This is a genomic window from Pseudazoarcus sp. NS36 (genome assembly GCF_059703705.1).
On record NZ_BAAKJA010000003.1, the window covers coordinates 273,131 to 297,069 of the forward strand.

Below are 23,939 nucleotides of genomic sequence, written 5' to 3' on the forward strand. Positions count from 1 at the left end.
ACGATGAACCGACGCAACTTCATCCTCACCGCTGCGGTCGCGGTAGCTGCCCCCCAGCTCGCGCGTGCGCACCACGGCTGGAGCGGCTTTAACGTCGACACGCCGGTGTTCCTGCGCGGCAAGATCACGGCCGTGAAGTGGGAGAACCCGCACGCGATGCTGACCATCGAGATCCCCGATGGTCTCCAGCTGCCGGCCCAATTGCGTCAGCGTGCCCTGCCGGCACAGGCTTCCTCGGTGGATGCTGCGGACATCCTGCGCCGCGTGGTGGCTCCGCCAAAGGGAGAGATGGAATGGACGCTGGAGCTCGCGCCCCTGTTCCGTATCGGGCAGTGGGATATTCCGCAGCCGGCCGTCGGTGACGAGGTCGAGGCCATCGGCTACATCCTGCGAAAAGAAAACGCCCCGGCGTTCATGCGCGTGGAGTATCTGTTCCACGCCGGCCGGGGCTATGCATTGCGCTCAGGGCCTGCCTGACGCGCGATTGGGCGTACGGTCAGCGGAAAACCCGCTCCTCGCGCTCGTGCCGCTCCTGCTCTTCGATGGTGAGCGTGGCCGTCGGGCGTGCGAGCAGGCGGCGCAGACCGATCGGCTCCCCTGAGGCTTCGCAATAGCCGTAGGTGCGGTTGGAGATGCGATCGAGCGCGCCGTCGATCTTGCGCAACTGCTTGCGTTCGCGGTCGCGGATGCGCTGCTCCAGCACGTGCTCTTCTTCCTGCGTTGCGCGGTCAGCTTCGTCCGGCGTGGCTTCGGTTTCGCGCATGTGCGAAATCGTGGCCAGGCCGTTCTCGAAGATTTCCTCGCGCATGCGTTCGAGCAGCGCGCGGAAGAAGTCGAGCTGCTGCGTGTTCATGTAGTCGTCTTCCGACATCGCGAGCAGCTCGGCTTCGGTCAGCGGGGGCGCTTCGGCTACGGGTTTGGTTTTCATCGCGACAACTCCTGCGTCGTGCGAACATCGTCACTGCATCATACGGCCAGATTGCCAGCCACGGGCGTTTTGTGGATGCGATGCCACACCGGCTGCATCGGGTAGAATCGACGCGCTGCCGCCTGCGGGCGGCAGCACTGTTTGAAGGACGTGCTCCTCACTCGTCACGGCGATTTGCCGGCGTGGGCAAGGGCGGGTCCTCTCCCGGAGCCCATGTCCGCCAATCTCAACGTTCCGCAGCGCGAAGCCATTCACTACCTCGACGGCCCCTGCCTGGTGCTGGCCGGCGCGGGCAGTGGCAAGACGCGTGTGATCACCCACAAGATCGCGTGGCTGGTGGAAGAGTGCGGCATCAGCGCCGCCAACATCGCTGCGATCACCTTCACCAACAAGGCGGCCAAGGAGATGCAGGAGCGCGTCGCGCACCTGATGGGTGGGCGCACGCCGCGCGGGCTGACCGTGTGTACCTTCCACGCGCTGGGCGTGCGCATCATCCGTCAGGAAGCGCAGCATTGCGGGCTCAAACCACAGTTCTCGATTCTTGATGCGGCCGATACGGTGCAGATCGTGTCCGATGTGGCCAAGAACGCCGACAAGGCCATTGCCAAGCAGATGCAGTGGCAGATCTCGTCTTGGAAGAACGCCATGGTCACGCCCGAGCAGGCCGCACAACTCGCCGACAACGAGATTGCCGGCGCGGCAGCCGTCGCGTATGCCGAGTACGAGCGCACGCTGCGCGCCTATCAGGCGGTGGATTTCGATGACCTCATCGGTCTGCCGGTGCGGCTGTTCGAGGAAAACGACGAGGTACGCGAGCGTTGGCAGAACCGCCTGCGCTACCTGTTGATCGATGAATACCAGGACACCAATCGCGCACAGTACCGTCTGCTGAGCCAGCTCTCAGGAGTGCGCGGTGCCTTCACGGCAGTCGGTGACGACGATCAGGCGATCTACGCCTGGCGCGGTGCCGACGTCGAGAACCTGCGGCTGCTGCAGCAGGACTACCCCAAGCTCAGGGTCGTCAAGCTGGAGCAGAATTACCGTTCCTCGGCGCGCATCCTGCATGCCGCGAATACCTTGATCGCCAACAACGACAAGCTGTTCGAGAAGAAGCTGTGGTCCGAGCATGGCCCGGGCGAGCAGATCGTCGCACTGTCCTGCCGCGACGGCGAACACGAAGCCGAGTCGGTGGCCATGAAGATCTCCGCCCATCGCTTCCAGCATCGCACGCGCTTTGCCGACTACGCCGTGCTGTATCGCGGAAATCACCAGGCGCGGGTGATCGAGCAGCAGCTGCGCAACCACAAGATTCCGTACGTGATGTCAGGCGGTCAGTCGTTCTTCGACAAGGCAGAGATCCGCGACCTCATCTCCTGGCTACGCCTGTTGGTGAACGAGGACGATGATCTCGCCTTCATCCGCGCCATCACCACTCCGCGTCGGGGGGTCGGCACGGCCACGCTGGAGGCGCTCGGCGCCTATGCCGGGCAACGCCACGTGAGCCTGTTTGCAGCGGTCTTCGAGGAGGGTGTGAGTGAGCATCTGAACACCCGACAGCTCGAACTGGTGCGCGAATTCGCAGCCTTCATCAACAGTCTGCGGCACCGCGCGTCGCGCGAGCCGGCGGGTGCGCTGCTCGAAGAGCTGCTCGCCACCATCCGGTATGAGGTGTGGCTGTTCGAGCACCACGACTCGCGCGAGGCCGAGAGCAAATGGAGCAACGTGCGCGACTTCGTCGAGTGGCTTGCGCGCAAGGGCGACGAAGACGACAAGAATCTGCTGGAGCTCACGCAGACCATTGCGCTGATCTCCATGCTCGACAAGGACGACCCCGATTTCGATGGCGTCCAGCTCGCCACCCTGCATGCTTCCAAGGGGCTGGAGTTTCCGCACGTGTTCATGATCGGCGTGGAGGAAGGCTTGCTGCCGCACCAGTCGAGCATTGACGAGGACAAGATCGAGGAAGAGCGGCGCCTGATGTATGTCGGCATCACGCGCGCACAGCGCAGCCTGACGATCAGCTGGTGCGAGCGTCGCAAGTCGGGCCGTGAGTGGCGCCCGTGCGAGCCCTCGCGTTTCATCGAGGAAATGGGTGAGGACGTGAAGGTCGGCGGACGCAAGTCGAGCGAGCCGGTGGCGCGAGAGGACGGCCGCGCCCGCGCCGCCGCGTTGCAGGCCATCTTCCAGAACCGCGGTTAGACAAATGAAAAGGGCGGCTTGCGCCGCCCTTCCTGTTTGCCGCCCTGCAGCTTACTCGCTGAACTTGCCGCCGCTCTGGTTGGCCATGTGGATGACCGCGCGACGCACTTCGTCGTCCGTCAGGTTGGGGTTGCCGCCGCGGGCCGGCATCGCGCCGACACCGTTGATGGCGGTGGTGACCATGGAGTCCAGACCCTTGGCGATACGCGGCGCCCAGGCGGCGTTGTCACCGGTCTTCGGCGAGCCGGCAACACCTGCGGAGTGGCAGGCCGAGCAGACCGATTTGTACACCGTTTCGCCGTCACGATCACCGGCGGATTCCTCGGCGGCCGCGACCTTCAGTTCGACGCGTGCAACCGGCTGGATCAGCGTGGCGGTGAGCTCATGGTCGATCTGCGGCTTGTCGCTACAGGCCGCCAGCACCAGTGCGAGCAGGGCAACCACGGGCACGGCGTAACGACGGTGCTGCATCAGCGCAGCGGGCTTGCGGGTGTTCGACATGCTGAATCCTTTTCGCGGGAAGGGGCAAAGGGCGAATTATAGCGACCCGTCGGCGGTTTGTGGTCTGCTGCGATGGACGCTTCCTGTCGGCCGGTATATCCTTGCGCCCCCCGCGTCGAGTACACTCGACGACTGGCGCCCGTAGCTCAGCTGGATAGAGTACTGCCCTCCGAAGGCAGGGGTCGTGCGTTCGAATCGCGCCGGGCGCGCCAGAATTGCTTCAGGGGCCGAACCGTCCGGTTCGGCCCTTTTCTTTTTTCAGAACCCGAGGCGTGTGGCGCACGGCAGGTTGCATTTTCGACGACCCCGTTGCGCTTAACCCCATGCACTCGACTGCCGGAAGAGACAATCAGCTGGCAATTCCAGTGGCTCGGTTGTAACAATACGCAAGCCGCTCTGTTGAACGTGTGTCGCCATCACGCACACCTCGTCGAGCGAATGGTTTCTGACCAGAGTAGTTCGGGCATGAGGAGTGATATGAAGCACGGCGCTGAGGCGGTTCCCGCTCTGCCGACCGCACAAGATGCGGTTGAGGCGCTGTGCGTCATTGCGGTGTGCACCTATCGCCGTCCGGTCATGCTGCTCACTTGCCTGCAATCCATTCTCGCGCAGGAGGTGCCTCGCGGTTGGAGAGTGGTTGTGGTGGTGGTCGACAACGACCCCGCAGGCAAGCTGCCCGCTGCTGTCGAGCGCCTGATAGCTGACTCCCCGATCCCGGTTGAGTATGTGCGTGAGCCCTCGCGCGGGATTCCGTTTGCGCGCAACGCGGCCTGTCGTCGCAGCCTGGAACTGGGCGCCCGGTGGTTGATGTTCATCGACGACGATGAAAAGGCCCTGCCGGGCTGGCTGACCGCCTATGCCGACGTGATGGCTCGCTATGAGGCCGAGGTCTACACCGGTCCTGTACTGTACGAAATGCCTTCGGAGTACGCGTCCTATCTGCAGAACCGCGGGTTGCTGCATCTTTCCGATGGCTCTCCGTTGCGCCGTGCCGCGACCAACAACGTATTGATGAGCACATGTCTGCTTCAGCCGCCCAGGTCTATGGAGTTCGACACCCGCATGGCTTTTTCCGGTGGCAGCGACAGCGACTTCTTTCTGCGCTGCAGTTTTCACGGGGTGCGTATCGTGTGCGCCAGTCGGGCGCTGGTGTCCGAGCCAGTCATTGAAAACCGGCTGACCTTGCGCTGGCGCATGAAGCGGCAGTTCCGGTCGAGTGCAAACCGGGTCTACACCGACTACAAGCTCTTTGGTGCCGGGCGTACCATTCGAAAGAGTTGCATCGAAGTGCTCACGCGCTTGCTGCGCGGTTTTTTCCGTTTGGTGACCTTGCCGTTCTACCTGCCGGGCGGAAGGCCCGCGCTGATGCGGGCCGGGTATCACGGTCTGCGTCACTTTGCGAAGGCAGCCGGCATCGTGTCCGGCCTGTTCGGTGTGCAGCCGCGACCGTACTGGGAAACCGACGGGTACTGAGCTGCTCAGGTGCTTTCCGTGCCCAGGGGAGCCGTGCAAGGAGATGGCGCTCGTTGCCTCAAACCCGCGGCTGTGCAGCAGGACTTCCTCGCGCATGAAGCCATGCTGGTCGCGGCTTGTGTGTGGCCTCTTCGGCCATGCTGACCTGTTCCACGAATGCGCTTACACTGCCTGCAGCCTCCGGCCGTCTGTCTCGTTGCGAGATCCGGCCGGGTTCCTGTTCAAGCCGCATCGCGGCTGGTTGTCATGGGCCCCGCCATGCATGACGCGCTCGATCTCCTCACTTCCGGTGTGCATGACGCCAAGAACCAGCTGTTCGTGGCCGAATCGCACGTAGTGCGCGCCGAGGCCGAGCACGGCATCCGCCTGGATGAAGCGCGCTTTGCCATCGAGCAGGCGGCCCTGCGCCTGAATCGCATCCTTACGGCTTATCGCAGCCAGCGTGGTCTGCTGGCGCTGGCGATCGATATGGCGCGGCTGGAAGACGTGCTCGATGAGGCCGTGCTTGTGGGCGGTCCGCATTGCACGAATGCCGGTCTGGCGCTGGAATCGGTGTGTGTCGATGACGACCTGCAGTGGCCGCTCGATCGCGAGCGCATGCTCGATATGCTGTCCAATGCCCTCAATAATGCCTCGCGCTTTGCGCGCAGCCAGATTCTGCTGTCGGCCCGGCGTGACGGGGACGAACTGGTGGTGCGCGTAGAGGACGACGGCCCCGGCTTTGATTCCACCGACCCGGCGCTCATGGTGCAGCGTGGCCTCGGGCTGTTCGTCGCCCGCGAAATCGTGCAGCGGCATCAGCGTGGTCCGCGCAGCGGGCGATTGCTGTTGTCCAATGGCGGTACGCTGGGCGGCGCCGTGTTCGAGTTGCGTCTGCCATGAGCGAAGCCGAGCGCGAGCGCTACAAGAACCTGCGCTTCCTGGTCATCGACGACCAGCCCGCGGCGCGCGACGGGCTGCGTACCTGTGCGCAGACCATGGGCGCCTTCTCGGTCGAATTCTCGACGGCCTACAAGGAGGCCATCGCGCGCGTGCGCCGTGCGGTGCCGGACGTCATCCTGTGCGACTACAACCTGGGCGAGAGGCGCAATGGCCAGCATCTGCTCGAAGAGATGCGGCGCGACAAGCTGCTGCCCGAAGAATCCGTCTTCATCATGGTGACGGCCGAAAAGTCCTATGAAAACGTCGTGGCCACCGTCGAACTCGGGCCGGACGACTACATCATCAAACCCTTCTCACCCGATCGCCTGCGCTTCCGGCTGGACCGCGCACTGACCCGCAAGCAGTTCTTCCGCCCGCTCTACGTGGCCAAGCGGGAAGGGGATTTCGCGGCGGCCGAGGCCTTTCTGGAAGAGCACCTTGCCAGCCCCGAGGGCAAGCCCTACCACTTCGATCTGCTGCGCGCGCGCGCCGAGCTGCGGCTCCTGCGTGGTGACTCGCAGGCCGCGCAGGCCGCGTATTCAGAAATTCTCGAGCTGCACCCTTTCCCTTGGGCACGGGCGGGTCTGGCGCGCGCCCTGCTGATGCAGAACCGGCTACAGGAAGCGCGTGAGCTGGTCGACGGTGTGGTCGTCGAGGCGCCGATGTATTTCGAAGCCTTTGACCTGAAGGCAAAGATCTGCATGGAAATGGGTGATCACGCCGAGGCTCAGCGCACGGTCGAGGACGCCTCCAGTCGCAGCGCGAGAAACCACACCCGCAAGCGCCTGCTGGCGGATGTGGCGCTGCGCAACGGTGATGCCGAAACCGCCCGTCGCGCGATTGCCGAGGTGCTTGAAATTGATGTGCTGGGAGACCCGCCGTCGATTGCCGATCGCCTGATGCTGGTGCGCAGCCACCTGGAGGCCGGCGACATCCTGGCGGCGGAGCAGGCGCTGCAGGCCATTCAGCCGGTCGAGCTGGAAACGGCGAGCCTCGACGACAAGACCAGTCATCTCGCGTTGCGTGCGCGGCTTGGCCACGACGATGCGCGACTGGCATTCAGCGCGCGTTCCGCGAGTCTGATGCAGACCGATCTCGGACTCGATGCCAGCGTGGATATCGCCCTCACCGCGCTGACACTGCAGGATTTCGACACCGCCCGTGCCATGGCCGGGCGGCTGTTCGAGCACGGCAACATCCGGCCGGTCTTTGCCCAGCTGCGCACAGCCTTTGCCGCGGGCGGACTGGAGCAGGAGTTCCGTGACATGCAGAAGCGCGCCGCGCTGAGCCGAATCGGCAAGGACAGCGCGCCCGAGCAGCAGCCGGCAGACGACGGCACCCCGTCGGCCTGATCCTGCTTACGCGATGTCCAGACCGACTTCGCCGATTCCGGCGAAGCGCGCGCTGATCCGTTCGCCCGCGCATGCCTGGTGCAGTCCGGTCCATGTGCCCGACGCCACCAGATCCCCTTTCTGCAGCCCGTCGGCGCGCGCCGCAACATGGCCGGCCAGCCACGGCAGGATCGCGACCGGCGAGCCGAGCGCGTGTCCCCCGTGGCGGCGCAGCTTCTCCCGGCCATCTACGGTGAGCACCACTTCCGTATTGGCGAAGGAGTCCTGCCAGCCTTGCTCGATGCCGGTACCGAGGAGGAGGCGGCCGTGCATCTGATGGTCGGCGAGCAGGAAGGTGCGCGGCAGGGTGTTCCAGTCCCTTGCGCGCACATCGAAAATCTCGATCGCGGCGAAGATGCCGTCGATGGCGGCGGCGGCTTCGGCCTCGTTGCAGCCGGCCGGCAAGGCACGGCCGAGGCGCAGGAGCAGTTCCACCTCGATACCGATCAGGGTATGGAAGCCCTCGTGCTGAAGCGTTTGGGCACCGTCCAGGATGAAGGTGTCCGGCACGGGCGCCGCGGTGGGTGGAACCGAGGCGATCTTCCAGGCGTGCGCGCGGCCGCGCGGAAACCAGTCCAGCGCGGCGCCGACGGCATCCTGCACGGCGCAGGCTGCGGCGTCATCGGGTGGCGCCAGCCGCGTCGCGTCGAGTGCCGACAGCGGATCGCCGCTGCGCCATGCGCCCACCAGACGTTCGGCCAGCTCGGCCCCGCGTGGTGACAGTGCAGCGCTCAACGCGGGGTGCTCCCGCGGACCTTCGGGCGAGCCGGCTGGGGTAGCTCGCAGCGCAGGAATTCGCCTCGCCCGGCGCTGCCGCGGTACTCGCCGTCGCGCCAGACCACGGAGCCCCGTGACAGCGTGATGGCCGGCCAGGCCGACACCGGAATGCCCTCGTACGGCGTGTAATCGACTTCGTGGTGCAGATCAGCGTTGCGGATCTCGCGTGTGAGGCCGGTTTCCCAGATCGTCAGGTCGGCGTCGGCGCCAACCGCGATGGAACCCTTCTTCGGGTACAGGCCGTACATTTTCGCGACGTTGGTCGAGGTCAGCGCGACGAACTGGCAGATGTCGAGCCTGCCGCTCAGCACGCCGTGCGTAAACAGCAGCGGCAGACGTGTCTCCAGCCCCGGAATCCCGTTCGGGATCTTGTCGAAGCTCGCATCCGGGCCGGCGGCCAGCTTGCCCTCCGGGCCCTCGAACTTGAACGGCGCGTGGTCGGACGAGAACACCTGGAACACGCCCGATTCGAGCCCGTCCCACACCACCTGCTGGTTGGCCTTGTCGCGAGGCGGCGGGCTGCAGATGCACTTGGCGCCGTGATGCTCGTGCCCGTCGCCCTCCAGCCCGAGGTCGTCGGCGGTCAGGAACAGGTATTGCGGGCAGGTCTCGCCGTAGATGCGCAGGCCGTTGTTCTGCGCCCACTGGATCTGTTCGATGGCTTCGCGCCCCGAGACGTGCACGATAAGGATGGGTACGTCGACCAGCTCGGCAAACGAGATGGCGCGATGCGTGGCCTCGCGCTCGACCAGCATCGGGCGGGCCTGGGCGTGGTAGCGCGGCGCGGTCTTGCCGGCTTTGAGCAGGCGCTCGGTGAGCCACGCGATGCAGTCGATGTTCTCGGCGTGCACCATGACCATCGCGCCGTGGTCGCGCGCGACCGCCAGAACGTCGATGATCTGGCGGTCATCAAGCTTCATGTCGTCGTAGGTCATGTAGATCTTGAACGAGGTGTAGCCCTCGCGGATCAGTTCCGGCAGCTCGCGGTCGAGCACGTCCGGGGTCGGATCCGACACGATCAGGTGAAAAGCGTAGTCGATGGTGGCTTTTCCATCGGCGCGGCGGTGGTAATCATCCACCGCGTCGCGCAGGCTCTGGCCCTTGAACTGGCAGGCGAAGGGCAGCACCGTGGTGGTGCCGCCGCAGGCCGCCGAGCGCGTGCCCGAGAGGAAGTCGTCAGCCATCTTCGAGCCGTCGCTCATCGGCTGGTCGAGGTGGCAGTGGCCGTCGATGCCGCCCGGCAAGACCCAGCGCCCCGCAGCATCAATTTCCTCGCGGCCGGTCGGAAGTCCCTTGGCCAGCGCAGCGATGCGGCCATCCTTGATGCCGATGTCGGCGTCGAACACGTCGGCTGCCGTCGCGCAGCGCGCGTTGCGAATCACCAGGTCGAAATCGTTCATGTCCATGTTCTCCTGAAACGAGCGGCATCGCACTCGTCGGGTGCAAACTTGCGAAGCATGTTGCTACGTTATTTTGGCTTAACTGTATACAATCGAGAGAACAAAATAAAGACCAATAGTTGAATGCATACTCGTCTGATCCGACCAAGGCAATGCACACCGCGCAGCAGATTTCGTGCCATGCGCAGCGGACCTCCGCTTGAAAAAGCGGCACGTGAGTTGTCCTGCAAGTGGCTGGCCGAATGATGTTGCTGGCGCTGAAACTCACACTGGTGCCGGCCATCGTGCTGCTTGTCAGTCTCGCCGGCCGGCGCTGGGGGGCTCGGGTGGCCGGACGGCTGTCGTCGTTTCCTGTGGTGGCCGGGCCGATCCTGATCTTCCTCACCGCAGAGCAAGGCGCGGGATTCGCAGCCGAGGCGGCAGCGGCCACGGTTGCTGCCATGGGGGCGCTGTCAGCCTATGCCTTGTCCTACGCCTGGCTGGCCACGCGTCATGACTGGCCGTTCAGTCTGGCCGGGGCCTACGTGGTGTATGGCTTGAGCGCCTGGCTGGCGGCGCAGCTCACTGGCCCGGTATGGCTGCATGCCTTGATGAGTGCGGGGATCTTGCTTGCGGTGGTGGGTTTGATGCCGCGCAAGCTGCCGTCGGGGGCGGTGCTGCGTTCCATGCATTTCGAACTGCCGATCCGCATGGCGTGTGGTGCTGCGCTGGTGGTGTTCATCACCTGGCTGGCAGAAGTGCTCGGGCCGCGAGGCTCGGGGGTGTTGGCGGCCTTTCCGGTGCTGGCCTCGGTGCTGACAGTGTTTTCACACCGCAATGCCGGCGCCGCCTTCGTGGTGATGTTGTTGCGCGGCATCGTGTGGGGATGCTTTGCGATGATGGCCTTCTGCCTGACCGTCGCGCTGCTGTTGCCGCTGGTTTCGCCGTGGCTGGCGTTTCCGTTGTCGCTCGGTGCGGCCTTGGTGGCGAATGTGCTGGTGAGTCTGGCGCTGCGGGGCCACTGACCGGCTGACGGCTCAGCCGAACATGCGGTCCCAGTCGATGTCCTGCTTCTCGGTGTCGCCCAGACGCAGTTCGTTGCGCACGTGGTCGAGGTGGTGGAGCATCAGCCGGATGGCTTCCTTCTCGTCTTTGCGTTCAAGGGCGTCGACGATCGAAACATGCTCGTTCTCGGGGCAGGCCGGAGTTTGCGGCGCGTCGTAGAGCGCGATGATGAGGCAGGTCAGCGGGCACAGCTCAGCCATCAATTTCTCGATGTAGCTGTTGCCCGAAACCTCGGCGAGCAGCATGTGAAACGAACCCGAAAGCTTGATGATGGCGCGGCGGTCGCCCTGTTCGCGCGCTTCATGTTCGGCCGTCAGGTGCGCTCGCAGACGCTTGATGTCGGCCTTGGAGGCGCGCGCGATGACGTTGCGCAGAATCTCCGGTTCGATCAGGCGGCGCGTGGCGAACAGGTCAATGGCTTCCTGTACGGTCGGACTGGCCACGAATGCGCCGCGGTTGGGGTGCAGCTTTACCAGCCCTTCGCGCGAAAGCATGGTCAGAGCCTGACGGATCTTTGTACGACTGACGCCAAAAGCCGACGCGAGGCGCTCCTCGGCAAGCTTGATGCCGGGCGGCAGGCGGTGCTCCATCACGGCATTGGTGATGCGTTCGGCGATGTCCTCGACGTCCGGCTTGGGCTGGGATGCGGCTTGCATTCTTGGCGCTCTGGGCATGGTCGTAATCCCGCGAGTCTACGCAGTTTGTACGCAGGAAGATATCGCTTTTTGTGTATGCACAATCTGCGCTGTCCAGCGTCTCTGAAAAGGGTCTGCTGCCTTCAGATACCCGATACCGGGTATGTCCAGGCAGATCGCTGTGTTGTGCAGGCCGCTGCTTTATGGCCAGGCAAAGCGGTCCAGGTCCGCACCAACGTGGACGTTTACAGCGACTTTTTGCACGTCTATAGTGCGTCAACTGTCCAAGAAATTGGATACAAAGCGTTGGAAAATGAGTTTGAAGATAGCAGCTGGAGTCGATGCAATCCAGCGGATAGCCCTCATTCCAAGGCCTTGATCTGATTTGGGCAGTTGTGGAGGAGGTTCTGGCATTGCCCTTGCTAATAAAACCGTACGGCAAGCCGATGCGGACGCAGGTGCTTCGTGCTTGATGTGTTCAATGTTGTGTACATCCTGGCTGCTGGAGAGGCAGCCGGTTTGAAGAGGAGAGTCCCCATGTTCGCAAAAACCAAACTCGTTGCACTCGCGGCTGCTCTGGCTGCTGGTGTGATGGTGAGTACTTCAGCTGCTTCGGCTGAGCGCCTCCGCGTGGCTGGCAACTTCCCGCTGGATCACAGCGTCTCGCGTGCGATGGAAGTGTTCAAGGAGAAGGTCGAGAAGGACTCCAAGGGCGATATCCGCGTCGATCTGTTCCCGGCCATGCAGCTGGGTGGTGCTACCGAGAACGTCGACCAAGTACGTTCGGGCACGATCTTCGCGGTGTTCACGTCGATCGCCTACTTCACCCGCACCGTGCCGGAATACGAGGCGGTGAGCCTGCCCTTCCTGTTCGACAGCCGCGAGCAGGCCTTCAAGGTCATGGACGGCCCGGTCGGCGATATCTTCGACGAGAAGATGGCCAAGCTGGGTTTTGTGAACCTTGGCTATGGTGAACTGGGTTTCCGTCATGTCACCAACAACCTGCGCCCGATCAAGTCGGCCGAAGACTTCAAGGGCATGCGAATCCGCCTGCAGCCCAATGAGGTGCACCTCGCGACCTTCCGCGCGCTGGGTGCCAACCCGCAGTCGATGGACGTGTCCGAGCTGTACTCGGCGCTCCAGCAGGGTGTGCTGGACGCGCAGGAGAACCCGTACAACATCATCGCCAGCCGCCGTTTCAACGAAGTGCAGAAGCACCTCTCGGATACCGGCCACTTCTATGACTTCATCAACGTTGCTGCCAACAAGCGCAAGTACGAGCGTCTGTCCGCCGAGCATCGTAAGGTCATCGACGACGCCATGGCTGAAGCCATGCTGTGGCAGCGCAAGCAGGCTGCTGCCGAGGAAGCCGAGTGGAAGAAGAAGCTGATCGACGCGGGCATGACCTTCACGCCGGTTAGCCCGGAGACGCGTGATGAACTGCGCAAGGCTACTGCCAGCATCGTCGAGGATCTGAAGAAGCGCGTTGATCCGGCCGTGATCGATCTCGTGCTGAAAGAAGCGCAGGCCGCCAAGTGAGCGTCCAACGCGACTCCGCCTCCGTGGCCCCGCCCCCGGGCGGGGTTGCGCCCGTCCCGCCGCCGCCGCGCGGCGGGGCTTTTGCATCCTTCAAGCGTCTGGTCAGCGGCATTGATGCGCTGACCTACTGGGGCATCGTCGCCGCCATGGCGGGCATGAGCATCCTGGTATCGCTGCAGGTCGTGATGCGCTATTTCTTCAGCTCGTCGATCGACTCGGCCGACGAGCTTTCCCGTCTGTTCTTCGTGTGGGCCATCTTTCTGGCGATTCCGCATGGCGTGAAGCACGGCGTGCATGTGGGCATCGACCTCTTCGTGCGCATGATGTCGCCCGGTACGCAGGAAAAGCTCTTCCGCATCATGGCCGGCATGGGCGCACTGCTGATGATCATGGTGATGGTCGGCGGCTGGGTGGCGACGGTGGATCGCTGGCCTGAACTGATGCCCACGCTGCCGGTGTCCTCTGGCGTCTATTACATCGCCGTGCTCGTGACCGGCGTGCATTCGCTGCTGCATCTGGCGCTGCTGGCCTGGGGCGGTTCGCGCACCTGGGAAGGAGAAGTCTCATGACGTGGGTTGCCATCGGATTGTTCCTCGCGCTGGCGGTGTTCGGCATGCCGCTGGCCTTTGCGCTGGGCTTCGGCTCACTGGCGGCCCTGTACCTGCTGGACTTCGAGCTGGTGGTGATGCCGCAGCGCATGATGCATGCGGTCAACAGCTTCCCGCTGATGGCCATTCCCTTGTTCATGCTGGCCGGCGAGCTGATGGTGCGTGCCGGCATCATGGATCGCCTGATTGCCTTTGCGAACAGCCTTATCGGCCGCGTGCACGGCGGTCTGGCGCACGTCACTATCGTGTCCGGCACCATTCTCGCGTCGGTGTCCGGTGCGGCCGTGGCAAGCGCTTCGGCGATGGGCAGCACGCTCGTGCCCTCGCTGCGCAAGTACTACCCGGACGCCTACGCCGGCGCGGTGATCGCTTCGGCAGCCAACCTTGGCCCGGTGATTCCGCCGTCCAACGCCATGATCGTGTATGCGCTGATGGCCGGTTCCACGGTGTCGGTGGGCGGGCTGTTCATGGCCGGCATCGTGCCGGGCATCCTGCTGGCCGTGGGCTTCATGCTGATCGCCAGTTACATCTCGTGGAAGCGTGGCTATGCGCTGACCGGCGACGCCTTCTGCATCCGCAACGTGCTCACGCAGGCGCGCCGCGCCATCGTCATCATCCTGATGCCGGTGATCGTGGTGGGCGGCATCGTCGGAGGCATCTTCACCGCCACCGAAGGCGCGGCCATTGCGGTGCTGTACTCGGCCGTCATCGGCTTTGTCATCACGCGTCGGCTGAAGCTCTCCGACCTGCCCGGCTGTCTGTACCGCGCGGCGGTGACCTCGGCCATGGTCGGCGCGCTGATTGCCTTTGCCGCCTCGGTGACTTTCGTGTTCACCATCGAGATGGTGCCGGCGCAGCTGTCCGACTGGATCCAGGCCATGACCTCGGACCCGATGGTCTACGTGCTGCTGACCATGCTGCTGCTGATCTTTGTCGGCATGCTGATCGAGTCCAACGCCGCCTACATCATGCTGGTGCCGCTGTTCGCGCCGGTGGCCGTGGCCTACGGCATCGATCCGCTGTGGTTCGGCTTCCTGTTCATGTTCAACCTGGTGATCGGCATGATGACGCCGCCGGTGGGGGTGCTGTACTTCGTCATGAGCGGCATCACCAAGGTGCCGATGATGACGCTGGTGCGCGAGTCGATTCCCTTCGTGGTGTTCCAGTTCGTCGTGCTCGGCCTGTGCATCGTGTATCCGCCGCTGGTGACCTGGCTGCCGAAGGCGCTGGGCTTCTGAGGAGTACGCCATGACCGCAGCACCTGCCGATCTGGTGATCCATGGGGCGCGCGTGGTCACGGTCGACCCCGCGTTGGGCGAGATCGCCGACGCGCTGATCGTGGTGCGCGACGGTCGCTTCGCCGAGGTCGCCGCGCGCGACCCGGCCAAGCCTCTGCCGCCGGCTCGCCGCACGCTGGATCTGTCCGGGCATGTCATCACGCCGGGTTTCGTCAACGTGCACACCCACACCATCCTCACGATGGTGCGCGGGGTGGCCGAAGACATGGGCTTCGCGCCGGCCTACACGCCCGGCGTGCCGCACGGCCACGAAGTCACCGAGGAAGAGGCCGTCGCGCTGGCGCGGCTCGGCGCCGCCGAATGCCTGCTGTTCGGCTCCACGCTGATCAACGACAGCTATGTGCATGCCGACCTCACGCTGCCGGCGATGGGCGAGCTGGGTATGCGCGTGATCACCTGCGGACGCATTCACGACGTGGATTTCTCGCGCGTGCATGAAGGCGTGTGGGAGCACCGCGACGAGATCGGCGACAAGACCTTGGGTGAGGCCGTGGCGCTGTGCGAGCGCTGGCGCGGCAAGTTCAACGGCCGGCTCGGCTTCGAGTTCGCCGCGCACGCGCCGGACACCTGCTCGCGCACGCTGCTGAAGAACGTTGCGGCCGAGCGCGATCGCCTCGGCGTGCATGTGAACGGTCACCTGTCGCAGAGCCGCAAGGAAAACGCCCGCGTGTTCGAGCGCGACGGCATGACGCCGACCGAGCTGATCGAGGACGTCGGCCTGCTTGACCACCGCTACACCGCCGCGCACTGCATGTACGTGTCCGACAGCGACCTCGAGCGCATCGGTCGTGCGCGCATCAACGTCGCCCACGTGCCCCGCGGCAACGCGCAGGGCGGGCGCATCGCGCCCACCAGCCGGCTGCGCCGCGCCGGCGCCAACATCGCGCTGGCCACCGACAACATGCACGGCGACATGGTCGAGGTGATGCGCTGGGCGCTGATGGTCGGGCGCATTCAGGAAGAGTGCATCGACGAGTTCTGGCAGCCGCATCACGTGCTGGAAATGGCCACCATCAACGGTGCCCGCGCACTCGGCCTGCAGGACGAAATCGGCTCGATCACGGTCGGCAAGAAGGCCGATCTGGTGGCTTTCGATTTCCGTCGCCCGCACCTCGTGCCGCACATCGAAACGCTTGGCAACCTGGTGCATTGCGCGCAGGGTCGCGACGTGGCGCTGGTGGTGTGCGATGGTGACGTGGTGGTCGAAGGCGGGCGCCTCGTGCACGCCGATCAGGACGCCATCCTTGCCGACGCACAGGCCGCCTCGGAAGCCCTGTGGGAACGTGCCCGCGCGCAAGTCTGAAAGGAAATCACGCTCCATGAAACTGCTGATCATCAACCCCAACATCTCGCAAAGCGTCACCGACCTCATTGAGGCCGAAGCGCGCCGCACCATCGCCGCCGACACCGAGCTGACGATGCGCACCGCCCCCTTCGGCGTGGCCTACATCGAGACGCGTGCCGAAGCCGCGGTGGGCGGCTTTGCCGTGCTCAACGAACTGGCCGAGCACTACCAAGGGCACGACGCCGCCATCGTCGCCGCCTTCGGTGACCCCGGTCTGGCCGCCGCGCGCGAGATGCTGCCGATTCCGGTGGTGGGCATGACCGAAGCCGCGCTGATGAGCGCCGCGATGCTCGGTGGCCGTTTCTCCATCGTTGCCATCTCGCGCCGCATCCGTGCCTGGTATCAGGAAACGGTGGACATGCACGGCCTGACCAGCCGGCTCGCCAGCATCCGCTGCCTGGACGAAGCGCTGCCCAACATCGGCACCGTGCAGGAAGACAAGGGCGCACAGTTGCTGGCGCTGTGCGAAACGGCCATCCGCGAGGACGGCGCTGACGTCATCATCATCGCCGGCGCGCCGCTGGCGGGTCTGGCGCGCACCATTGCCGACCGCATTCCGGTGCCGGTGGTCGATGGCGTTTCCAGCGCCGTGCGGCATGCCGAATCGCTGGCCGCACTGGCGCCGCGTGGCGGCTCGGCGGGCAGCTACGCGCCGCCGCCGGTGAAAGACTGGAAAGGTCTGTCGCCCGCGCTGGGCAAGCTCATCGGGCGCAAGTGACCATGACACGTATCCGCATCACCGCAGGCGAGCAGGTTTTCGTGGCCGAGACCGTGGCCGCCGCGCCGAAAACCGTCGAGGCCTTTCTCGGTCTGTTGCCGTGGCGTACGCAACTGATTCATGTGCGCTGGAGCGGCGAAGGCTGCTGGGTGCCGCTGGGTGATTTCCAGCCAGGCTTCGGCTTCGAGAACGCCACGGCTCATCCGGCGCCGGGCGAAGTGCTGTTCTACCCCGGCGGCTACAGTGAGACCGAGGTCATCCTCGCCTATGGCGCCTGCAGCTTCGCCAGCAAGCTCGGCCAGCTGGCCGGCAACCACTTCCTGACCATCGTCGAAGGGCGTGAGCACCTGCGTGCGCTGGGCGAGAAGGTCTTGTGGCAGGGCGCGCAGGACGTGGTGTTCGAGCGCATCGACGACTGAAGCGCAAGGCTTCTTCCCGGCTCCGGGGTCGTATTCACGAATGCAACAATATATCATCGCAGTCGTGTCGATCCTTTCCGGAGCTTTCCATGGCCTCTCCTTCCCCCGATTCCGCATCTCGTCGCCTCCCCGTTACCGTGCTGTCCGGCTTTCTCGGCGCGGGCAAGACAACGCTGCTCAATCACGCGCTGAACAACCGTGAAGGCCGCAAGGTGGCGGTCATCGTCAATGACATGTCGGACGTGAACATCGACGCCCGGCTGGTGCGCGAGGGCGGCGCGGCGCTGTCGCGTTCGGAAGAAAAACTCGTCGAAATGTCCAACGGCTGTATCTGCTGCACGCTGCGTGAAGACCTGCTGGTGGAGATCCGCAGGCTCGCCGACGAGGGTCGCTTCGATTACCTGCTGATCGAATCCACCGGCATCTCCGAACCGCTGCCGGTGGCCGAGACCTTCACCTTCCGCGATGAAGACGGCCGCAGCCTGTCCGACATTGCGCGTCTCGACACCATGGTGACCGTGGTCGATGCCTGCAACTTCCTGCGCGACTACGGCTCGCAGGACTTCCTCGCCGACCGTGGTGAAAGCATGGGCGAGGAAGACGACCGTGCGGTGGTTGACCTGCTGGTCGAGCAGATCGAGTTCTGTGATGTGCTGGTGGTAAACAAGGTCGACCAGGTGAACGACGAGCAGCGTGAGCGCCTGGCGGCCATGCTGCGCGGGCTCAATCCGCGTGCCGACATCGTCTACTCGGAGTTCGGCCGCGTACCGCTCGACCGCGTGCTCGACACCGGCCGCTTCGATTTCGAGCAGGCCGCCAACGCGCCGGGCTGGTTGCGTGAGCTGCGTGGCGAGCACACGCCGGAAACCGAGGAATACGGCATTGCGAGCTTCGTCTATCGCGCACGCCGGCCGTTCCATCCGCAGCGCTTCCATCGCTGGATCAACGAAGACTGGCCCGGCGTGGTGCGCTCAAAGGGCTACTTCTGGCTCGCCAGCCGGCTGGATCTGGTCGGCAGCTGGTCGCAGGCCGGAGCCCTCACGCGCCACGAGCTGGGTGGCCTGTGGTGGGCCGGCGTGCCGCGAGCCCACTGGCCGCAGGACGACGAGAGCCTCGCCAACATCCGCGCACGCTGGCAGGAGCCATTTGGTGATCGTCAGCAGGAACTGGTGCTGATCGGCATGGGCATGAATGAAGCCGAGCTGCGGGCCGGCTTCGACGCGTGCCTGTTGAGTGATGCCGAGCTGACCGCAGGCCCGGCTGCGTGGGAGCGCTATGACGACCCCTTCCCGCGCTGGATCCTGCGTGAGGAAGAGGCTGAAGAGGCACACTGAGCCAGACCGGGCTCAATGCATTCTGCGCCTAAGTACGTCGAAAACGAGCCATCTTGCTGTCATCTGACGTGAGTCCGGGTCGCCATGAGAAGGCTCTTGCTGTATGGTATTGGGCTCTCATGCTTCACCAACTGCACTGCGCAACCGGTGGAGACCCGGCACACGCACACATCCAGGAGGTGCACATGGCACAGATCAAGCAGGGCGATACCGTCCGCGTTCATTACACCGGCAAGCTGGCCGACGGTTCGGTGTTCGATTCGTCGGTTGGCGGTGAGCCGCTGGAGTTCAAGGTCGGTTCCGGCCAGCTCATTCCCGGTTTTGAGAAGGCTGTCACCGGTCTCGCGGCAGGCGACAAGACCACCGCGTTGATTCCTTCCGACGAGGCCTATGGCCCGCACAGCGCCGAAGGCGTGATCGAAGTTCCGCGCGGTAACATTCCGGCCGAGATCGAACTGTCGATCGGCCAGCAGCTGCAGATGCAGACGCACGATGGTCGTCCGGTGCCCGTCGTGGTGGTGGGCATCGAGGATGCCACCGTCAAGGTCGACGCCAACCATCCGCTCGCCGGCAAAGACCTCACCTTCGATATCGAAGTCGTTTCGATCGCCTGATCGGAGAGGCTTGCCACATGCAAAAGGCCGGGACTTGAGCCCGGCCTTTTGCGTTGACCAGTGCATTTCAGGGCCGGCGGCCGAGGCTTTCGGTAAAATCCACACTTTTCCGCTGCAGCTTGCGGCCAACGATCAACCCGTTCAGGAACATGCCATGACCACCGACAATCGCCGCAAGTACTCCGCCGAAGTCGTCGACGGCATCAGCAAGGCGCCGGGCCGCGCCATGCTGCGCGCCGTAGGCTTCACCGACGAGGACTTCAAGAAGCCGCAGATCGGCATCGCCTCGACCTGGAGCAATGTCACGCCGTGCAACATGCACATCAACGGTCTCGCCGAGGAAGCTGCGCGCGGCGCCGACGCGGCCGGCGGCAAGGGCGTGATCTTCAACACCATCACCATCTCCGACGGCATCGCCAACGGCACCGAGGGCATGAAGTACTCGTTGGTGTCGCGCGAGATCATCGCCGACTCCATCGAAGCCGTTGCCGGCTGTGAAGGCTTCGATGGCCTCGTCACCATCGGCGGCTGTGACAAGAACATGCCGGCCTGCATCATCGGCATGGCGCGTCTGAACCGCCCGTCGGTGTTCGTGTATGGCGGCACCATCCTGCCGGGCAAGAATCACACTGACATCATCTCGGTGTTCGAGGCCGTCGGCGCCCACGCGCGCGGCACCATGACGCTGAAGGAAGTGAAGGAAGTCGAGGACACCGCGATCCCCGGCCCCGGCTCCTGTGGCGGCATGTACACCGCCAACACCATGGCGTCCGCCATCGAGGCGCTGGGCATGAGCCTGCCGGGTTCGTCGGCGCAGAACGCCGTGTCGAGCAACAAGATGGACGACTGCCGCCGTGCCTCGGCCGCCGTCATGAAGCTGCTCGATCTCGATCTGAAGCCGCGCGACATCATGACGCGCAAGGCTTTCGAGAACGCCATCACCGTCATCATCACGCTCGGCGGCTCCACCAACGCCGTGCTGCACCTGCTCGCCATGGCGCATTCCTGCGATGTCGAGCTGACGCTGGAAGACTTCACCGAAATCGGCAAGCGCGTGCCGCTGCTGGCCGACCTGCGTCCGTCGGGCCGCTTCATGATGAGTGAGCTGGTCGAGATCGGCGGCATCCAGCCGCTGATGAAGATGCTGCTCGACGCCGGCCTGCTGCACGGCGACTGCATGACCGTTACCGGCAAGACGCTGGCCGAGAACCTCTCCACCGTCGCGCCTTACCCGGCCGGGCAGGAGATCATTCGTCCGCTGTCCAACCCGATCAAGAAGGACAGCCACCTGCGCATCCTCTACGGCAACCTCGCCCCGACCGGCTCGGTTGCCAAGATCACCGGCAAGGAAGGCACGCAGTTCACCGGCAACGCCCGCGTGTTCCATTCCGAAGAAGAAGCGCTGGACCGCATCCTCGACGGCACCGTGGTCGCCCACGACGTGCTGGTCATCCGCTACGAAGGCCCGAAAGGCGGTCCCGGCATGCGCGAGATGCTGAGCCCCACTTCCGCGATCATGGGCAAGGGCCTGGGCAAGGATGTGGCGTTGATTACCGACGGCCGTTTCTCCGGCGGCAGCCATGGCTTCGTGGTCGGCCACATTACGCCCGAAGCGGCCGAAGGTGGCCCGATTGCGCTGGTCGAGACCGGCGACAAGATCACCATCGACGCGGACAACAACGTCATCACGCTGCACATCGACGACGCCGAGATGGAGCGCCGCCGCGCCGCTTGGACGCCCATGCCCCCGCGCTACACGCGCGGTGCGCTGGCCAAGTTCGCCAAAACCGTCAGCTCGGCTTCCGAAGGCGCGGTGACCGACAAGTTCTGAGCCTTGTCGCATCGGAAATGAAAAGCGCCACGGCTTGCCGTGGCGTTTTGTTTTGAACACCGGAGACACGCATGAACCTCACACCCTGGCTGTACCTCGGCACCGCCATCCTCGCCGAAGTCATCGGTACCTCGGCCCTCAAGGCCAGCGATGGCTTCACGCGGCTGTGGCCGTCGGTCCTCGTGGTCGTGGGCTATGCCTGCGCGTTCTGGCTGCTGGCGCTGACATTGCGCTCCATTCCGGTCGGGGTAGCCTACGCCATTTGGGCGGGGGTGGGCATTGTGCTGATCGCGCTGGTGGGGGTGGTACTGTTCGGACAGAAGCTCGACGCGCCGGCCGTCATCGGCATGGGCCTGATCGTGGCTGGCGTGGTGGTGATGAACGTGTTCTCAAAAACCACCGGCCACTGAGGCCGGTCACCCTCGGTGCGCGCGGTAGCGCGCGGCCAGGCTGCGCGCCGACTCCATCGCCAGCCCGGCGGCCAGCGCCCAGGCCGGGTTCATTGCGAAGGCCACTGCAGCGGTGATGCCGATCACCGCCCAGCAATCCGGTCGGGTGTTGAAAAGCCGCTTTGAGAAGGCCAGATCGGCACCGGCTATGGCCAGCAACGCGCCGGCCACGGGCAGCGGGAAGGCTGCCAGCAACGCCGCGGCGGACTCGCCGGCGAACAGTGCACTCGCCAGCAAGGCCGAGCCCAACAGCACGGGCGCCGTGCACGAGCGTGCGCCGAAGCGGTGTTGCGCCACTACGCCGCCAGCGCCGTGGCACATCGGCATGGCGCCGAAGGGCGCCAGCAGCAGGTTGCCCAGCCCGGTGCTCAGTGCCAGATTGCGCTCGCTCGCGCGTGCAGCCTGCTCGTGGAACAGCGAGGCGCTGACCGCAGCGGTGACGATGATGGCGTTCGACAGCGTCAGTGGAATCTGCGGCAGCACCGCCAGTTCGAGCGCGCGCGGCAGGTCGGACCACGATGGGAGTACGAACTGCGGAACGGCCAGGCCAAATCCGGCCAAGGTAGGCACGGTGTCGCTCAGACCCAGCCACGGAGCTGCGAGTACTGCAACGATGCCCATTGCCAACAACGGCAAGCGCGTAACGAACATCGCTGCCACGGCAAAGGCCAGCGCGCCGGCGCCGAGTAAGGGGGCATCCATCATCAGCGTCACGCCCAGCCACGCCATCGACAGGCCCAGTCCCAGCGTCAGCCCCAGCGTGACCGAGTGCGGGATGCGTCGCGCGATCCACGACACCCCGCCGGTCAGCCCCAGCACCAGCACGGTGGCACCGATGAGCAGACCGGCCATGGCCACTTCGCCGGGCGTCAGGCCCGAGGTCAGCAGCACGGCGGACACGGCTTTCATCGGCTGTACCGCCATCGGTATGCCGTAGAACAGCCCGGCCGCGATCAGCGCAATACCGAAACCGAAGAAGACACCCAGCGCACTCAACCCGCCGACCGTGACGGCGCCAACGGCATAGGGCAGGAAGGTGCCGAGGTCGCCGCAGGCGCCGTTGGCCTCGCGCCCGAAATGCTTCACAGCGGCATGCGCCAGGGCAGTTCGCCCTGGATGAACAAGCGTGCTTCTTCTGAAGCGGGGCGTGCGAAGAAGCGCTGCACCGGCGTGTGCTCACGCACGCGCCCGGCGCTGATGAAGATCACCTCGTCGCCCAGCCGCGTGGCCTGGCCGAGGTTGTGCGTGGTCATGACGATGCGCGTGCCGTCGGTGCGGATCTCGCGGATGATGCGCTCGACCTCAGCCGTGGCCGAGGGATCCAGGCTGGCGGTGGGTTCGTCGAGTAGCAGCAGGCGTGGTTTGGTCAGCCACGCGCGCGCCAGCGCCAATCGTTGTTGCTCGCCGCCCGAGAGATGGCGGGCGCTGTCCTGCGCACGGTCGGCCAGCGCCACGCGTTCGAGCACTTCGGCGGCGCGGCGGTAGCGCTCCGAACGTGCCACCCCGAGCGGCTTCAGACCCAGCGAGACGTTCTCCAGCACCGAGGCGCGAATCATCATCGGGTGCTGGAACACCATCATCACACCGTGGTGGGGGCGTGGTCCGCCGGCCCATTCAATGCTGCCGGCAGAAGGTTCGATGAGGCCGCACAGCGTGCGCAGCAGCACGCTCTTGCCTGCCCCGTTGGGGCCCAGCACCAGCGTGATGCCTTCGTCGCCGAGTTCAAGCTCCACGCCGTCGAGCACGGTACGGCCGTTGGGCGTGAAGCGCACGTCGCGCATGCGCACCGGAAACATCGCGCCCTCAGCCATAACGCCGCATCGCCCAGCCGCGCATCAGATGCGCGAAGGTGTTGAGGATCAGGATCACCGAGATCAGCACCAGCCCGAGGGCAATCGCCAGCGGCAGGTCGCCCTTGCTGGTTTCCAGTGCAATCGCAGTGGTCATCACGCGGGTGACGCCGTCAATGTTGCCGCCCACGATCATCACCGCACCAACCTCGCTCATTGCGCGGCCCAGGCCGGCCAGCACCGCCACCAGCAGGGAATGGCGACAGTCGTAGAGCAGCGTGGTGAGGCTGTGCCACCAGTTGAAACGCATCACGCGCAGCTCCTCGGCGTAGCGCTGCCAGGCGTCTTCGACCACCTGCCGTGCGATGGCGGCCATCAGCGGAATCACCAGCAGGGTTTGCGCGATGACCATGGCTGTGGGGCTGAACAGCAGGCCGAAATGCCCGAACGGGCCGGAGCGCGACAGCAGCAGATAGACGATCACCCCGATCACCACTGCCGGCGCGCCCATCAGCGCATTGACCAGTACCGTACCGACTTGCTGGCCGGGCCAGCGTCCGATGGCCAACACGGCGCCCAGCGGCAGACCGATGAAGGTGCCCAACACCACTGCCGTGCCGCTGACCTGGATCGACAGCAGCACGATTTCCGCGACGCGCGCATCCAGGCTGGCGATCAGTGAAAAGGCTTCGGAAAAGGTTGCGGCGAAGGACATCAAGCACCTG

The 23,939-nt window shown here is 64.8% G+C and carries 24 protein-coding genes and 1 tRNA gene; 17 read left to right on the forward strand and 8 right to left on the reverse strand.

What is annotated here, in order from left to right; translation table 11 throughout:
* The first annotated feature begins 3 nt into the window (after positions 1–3).
* The gene (locus tag AC6H0R_RS06540) at positions 4–477 is read left to right on the forward strand and encodes a DUF6152 family protein (RefSeq protein ID WP_497580541.1); all 474 of its coding nucleotides are present in this window, start codon (positions 4–6) and stop codon (positions 475–477) included.
* A gap of 19 nt (positions 478–496) precedes the next feature.
* Here AC6H0R_RS06540 and dksA read toward each other — a convergent pair whose 3' ends face one another.
* Positions 497–928 carry an RNA polymerase-binding protein DksA gene (gene dksA / locus AC6H0R_RS06545; RefSeq protein WP_497580542.1) on the reverse strand — a complete coding sequence of 144 codons (432 nt, stop codon included), beginning with the start codon at positions 926–928 and terminating at the stop codon, positions 497–499.
* 213 nt (positions 929–1,141) lie between these two features.
* Here dksA and AC6H0R_RS06550 point away from each other — a divergent pair, with 213 nt between their 5' ends.
* Positions 1,142–3,127 (forward strand): UvrD-helicase domain-containing protein, encoded by a 1,986-nt coding sequence (locus AC6H0R_RS06550; protein WP_497580543.1) that lies wholly within the window; start codon positions 1,142–1,144, stop codon positions 3,125–3,127.
* Between the two features lie 51 nt (positions 3,128–3,178).
* Here the strand turns inward: AC6H0R_RS06550 and AC6H0R_RS06555 are convergent, their stop codons facing one another.
* Complete coding sequence (locus tag AC6H0R_RS06555) at positions 3,179–3,628, reverse strand: c-type cytochrome (RefSeq protein ID WP_497580544.1); 450 nt, start codon at positions 3,626–3,628, stop codon at positions 3,179–3,181.
* Between the two features lie 135 nt (positions 3,629–3,763).
* Between AC6H0R_RS06555 and AC6H0R_RS06560 the strand changes: the two genes are divergently transcribed.
* The 4 genes from AC6H0R_RS06560 (at position 3,764) to AC6H0R_RS06575 (ending at position 7,374) form a co-directional block, all read left to right on the forward strand.
* Positions 3,764–3,840: transfer RNA gene (locus tag AC6H0R_RS06560), tRNA-Arg, on the forward strand.
* Positions 3,841–4,105: 265 nt separating this feature from the next.
* The gene (locus tag AC6H0R_RS06565; RefSeq protein WP_497580545.1) at positions 4,106–5,101 is read left to right on the forward strand and encodes a glycosyltransferase; all 996 of its coding nucleotides are present in this window, start codon (positions 4,106–4,108) and stop codon (positions 5,099–5,101) included.
* A 258-nt stretch (positions 5,102–5,359) separates the two neighbouring features.
* Complete coding sequence (locus tag AC6H0R_RS06570) at positions 5,360–5,983, forward strand: sensor histidine kinase (protein WP_497580546.1); 624 nt, start codon at positions 5,360–5,362, stop codon at positions 5,981–5,983.
* Complete coding sequence (locus tag AC6H0R_RS06575; protein WP_497580547.1) at positions 5,980–7,374, forward strand: response regulator; 1,395 nt, start codon at positions 5,980–5,982, stop codon at positions 7,372–7,374. Before AC6H0R_RS06570 ends, AC6H0R_RS06575 begins: the two co-directional genes overlap by 4 nt.
* Positions 7,375–7,380: 6 nt before the next feature.
* Here the strand turns inward: AC6H0R_RS06575 and AC6H0R_RS06580 are convergent, their stop codons facing one another.
* Both AC6H0R_RS06580 and hydA read right to left on the reverse strand, forming a co-directional pair.
* Positions 7,381–8,148 (reverse strand): fumarylacetoacetate hydrolase family protein, encoded by a 768-nt coding sequence (locus tag AC6H0R_RS06580; RefSeq protein ID WP_497580548.1) that lies wholly within the window; start codon positions 8,146–8,148, stop codon positions 7,381–7,383.
* Positions 8,145–9,590: a dihydropyrimidinase gene (gene hydA, locus AC6H0R_RS06585; protein ID WP_497580549.1), complete on the reverse strand. Its 1,446-nt coding sequence runs from the start codon at positions 9,588–9,590 to the stop codon at positions 8,145–8,147. The genes AC6H0R_RS06580 and hydA overlap by 4 nt, the downstream gene beginning before the upstream one ends.
* A 242-nt stretch (positions 9,591–9,832) precedes the next feature.
* On the opposite strand from hydA, the gene AC6H0R_RS06590 reads away from it, so the two are divergent.
* Positions 9,833–10,594 carry a hypothetical protein gene (locus tag AC6H0R_RS06590; RefSeq protein WP_497580550.1) on the forward strand — a complete coding sequence of 254 codons (762 nt, stop codon included), beginning with the start codon at positions 9,833–9,835 and terminating at the stop codon, positions 10,592–10,594.
* Between the two features lie 12 nt (positions 10,595–10,606).
* Here the strand turns inward: AC6H0R_RS06590 and AC6H0R_RS06595 are convergent, their stop codons facing one another.
* Positions 10,607–11,290: a GntR family transcriptional regulator gene (locus AC6H0R_RS06595; RefSeq protein ID WP_497580551.1), complete on the reverse strand. Its 684-nt coding sequence runs from the start codon at positions 11,288–11,290 to the stop codon at positions 10,607–10,609.
* Between the two features lie 516 nt (positions 11,291–11,806).
* On the opposite strand from AC6H0R_RS06595, the gene AC6H0R_RS06600 reads away from it, so the two are divergent.
* The 10 genes from AC6H0R_RS06600 to AC6H0R_RS06645 all read left to right on the forward strand — a co-directional run bounded on the left by AC6H0R_RS06600 (position 11,807) and on the right by AC6H0R_RS06645 (position 21,385).
* Entirely contained in the window at positions 11,807–12,808 is a 1,002-nt protein-coding gene (locus tag AC6H0R_RS06600) for a TRAP transporter substrate-binding protein (protein ID WP_497580552.1), read from the forward strand.
* 23 nt (positions 12,809–12,831) lie between these two features.
* Positions 12,832–13,377 (forward strand): TRAP transporter small permease, encoded by a 546-nt coding sequence (locus tag AC6H0R_RS06605; protein WP_497580553.1) that lies wholly within the window; start codon positions 12,832–12,834, stop codon positions 13,375–13,377.
* Positions 13,374–14,654 carry a TRAP transporter large permease gene (locus AC6H0R_RS06610; RefSeq protein WP_497580554.1) on the forward strand — a complete coding sequence of 427 codons (1,281 nt, stop codon included), beginning with the start codon at positions 13,374–13,376 and terminating at the stop codon, positions 14,652–14,654. The genes AC6H0R_RS06605 and AC6H0R_RS06610 overlap by 4 nt, the downstream gene beginning before the upstream one ends.
* A gap of 10 nt (positions 14,655–14,664) precedes the next feature.
* Positions 14,665–16,017 (forward strand): amidohydrolase family protein, encoded by a 1,353-nt coding sequence (locus tag AC6H0R_RS06615; protein WP_497580555.1) that lies wholly within the window; start codon positions 14,665–14,667, stop codon positions 16,015–16,017.
* Between the two features lie 16 nt (positions 16,018–16,033).
* Positions 16,034–16,777 (forward strand): aspartate/glutamate racemase family protein, encoded by a 744-nt coding sequence (locus AC6H0R_RS06620; RefSeq protein ID WP_497580556.1) that lies wholly within the window; start codon positions 16,034–16,036, stop codon positions 16,775–16,777.
* 2 nt (positions 16,778–16,779) lie between these two features.
* Positions 16,780–17,196 carry a DUF3830 family protein gene (locus AC6H0R_RS06625; protein WP_497580557.1) on the forward strand — a complete coding sequence of 139 codons (417 nt, stop codon included), beginning with the start codon at positions 16,780–16,782 and terminating at the stop codon, positions 17,194–17,196.
* Positions 17,197–17,285: 89 nt separating this feature from the next.
* Complete coding sequence (gene zigA / locus AC6H0R_RS06630) at positions 17,286–18,530, forward strand: zinc metallochaperone GTPase ZigA (RefSeq protein ID WP_497580558.1); 1,245 nt, start codon at positions 17,286–17,288, stop codon at positions 18,528–18,530.
* Positions 18,531–18,715: 185 nt separating this feature from the next.
* Positions 18,716–19,144: an FKBP-type peptidyl-prolyl cis-trans isomerase gene (locus tag AC6H0R_RS06635; protein WP_497580559.1), complete on the forward strand. Its 429-nt coding sequence runs from the start codon at positions 18,716–18,718 to the stop codon at positions 19,142–19,144.
* A gap of 154 nt (positions 19,145–19,298) precedes the next feature.
* Entirely contained in the window at positions 19,299–20,975 is a 1,677-nt protein-coding gene (ilvD, locus tag AC6H0R_RS06640) for a dihydroxy-acid dehydratase (RefSeq protein ID WP_497580560.1), read from the forward strand.
* A 71-nt stretch (positions 20,976–21,046) separates the two neighbouring features.
* On the forward strand, positions 21,047–21,385 hold the full coding sequence (locus AC6H0R_RS06645; RefSeq protein ID WP_497580561.1) for an SMR family transporter: 339 nt from the start codon (positions 21,047–21,049) through the stop codon (positions 21,383–21,385).
* A gap of 6 nt (positions 21,386–21,391) precedes the next feature.
* Here AC6H0R_RS06645 and AC6H0R_RS06650 read toward each other — a convergent pair whose 3' ends face one another.
* The 3 genes from AC6H0R_RS06650 to AC6H0R_RS06660 are packed head-to-tail and all read right to left on the reverse strand — an operon-like array spanning position 21,392 to position 23,932.
* Positions 21,392–22,510, reverse strand: a complete 1,119-nt coding sequence (locus AC6H0R_RS06650; RefSeq protein ID WP_497580562.1) for a putative sulfate/molybdate transporter — start codon at positions 22,508–22,510, stop codon at positions 21,392–21,394.
* Positions 22,507–23,235 carry an ABC transporter ATP-binding protein gene (locus AC6H0R_RS06655; RefSeq protein ID WP_497580563.1) on the reverse strand — a complete coding sequence of 243 codons (729 nt, stop codon included), beginning with the start codon at positions 23,233–23,235 and terminating at the stop codon, positions 22,507–22,509. Before AC6H0R_RS06655 ends, AC6H0R_RS06650 begins: the two co-directional genes overlap by 4 nt.
* A complete protein-coding gene (locus AC6H0R_RS06660; RefSeq protein ID WP_497580564.1) occupies positions 23,228–23,932 on the reverse strand; it encodes an ABC transporter permease in 705 nt (234 codons plus the stop codon). The genes AC6H0R_RS06655 and AC6H0R_RS06660 overlap by 8 nt, the downstream gene beginning before the upstream one ends.
* Between the last annotated feature and the right edge of the window lie 7 nt (positions 23,933–23,939).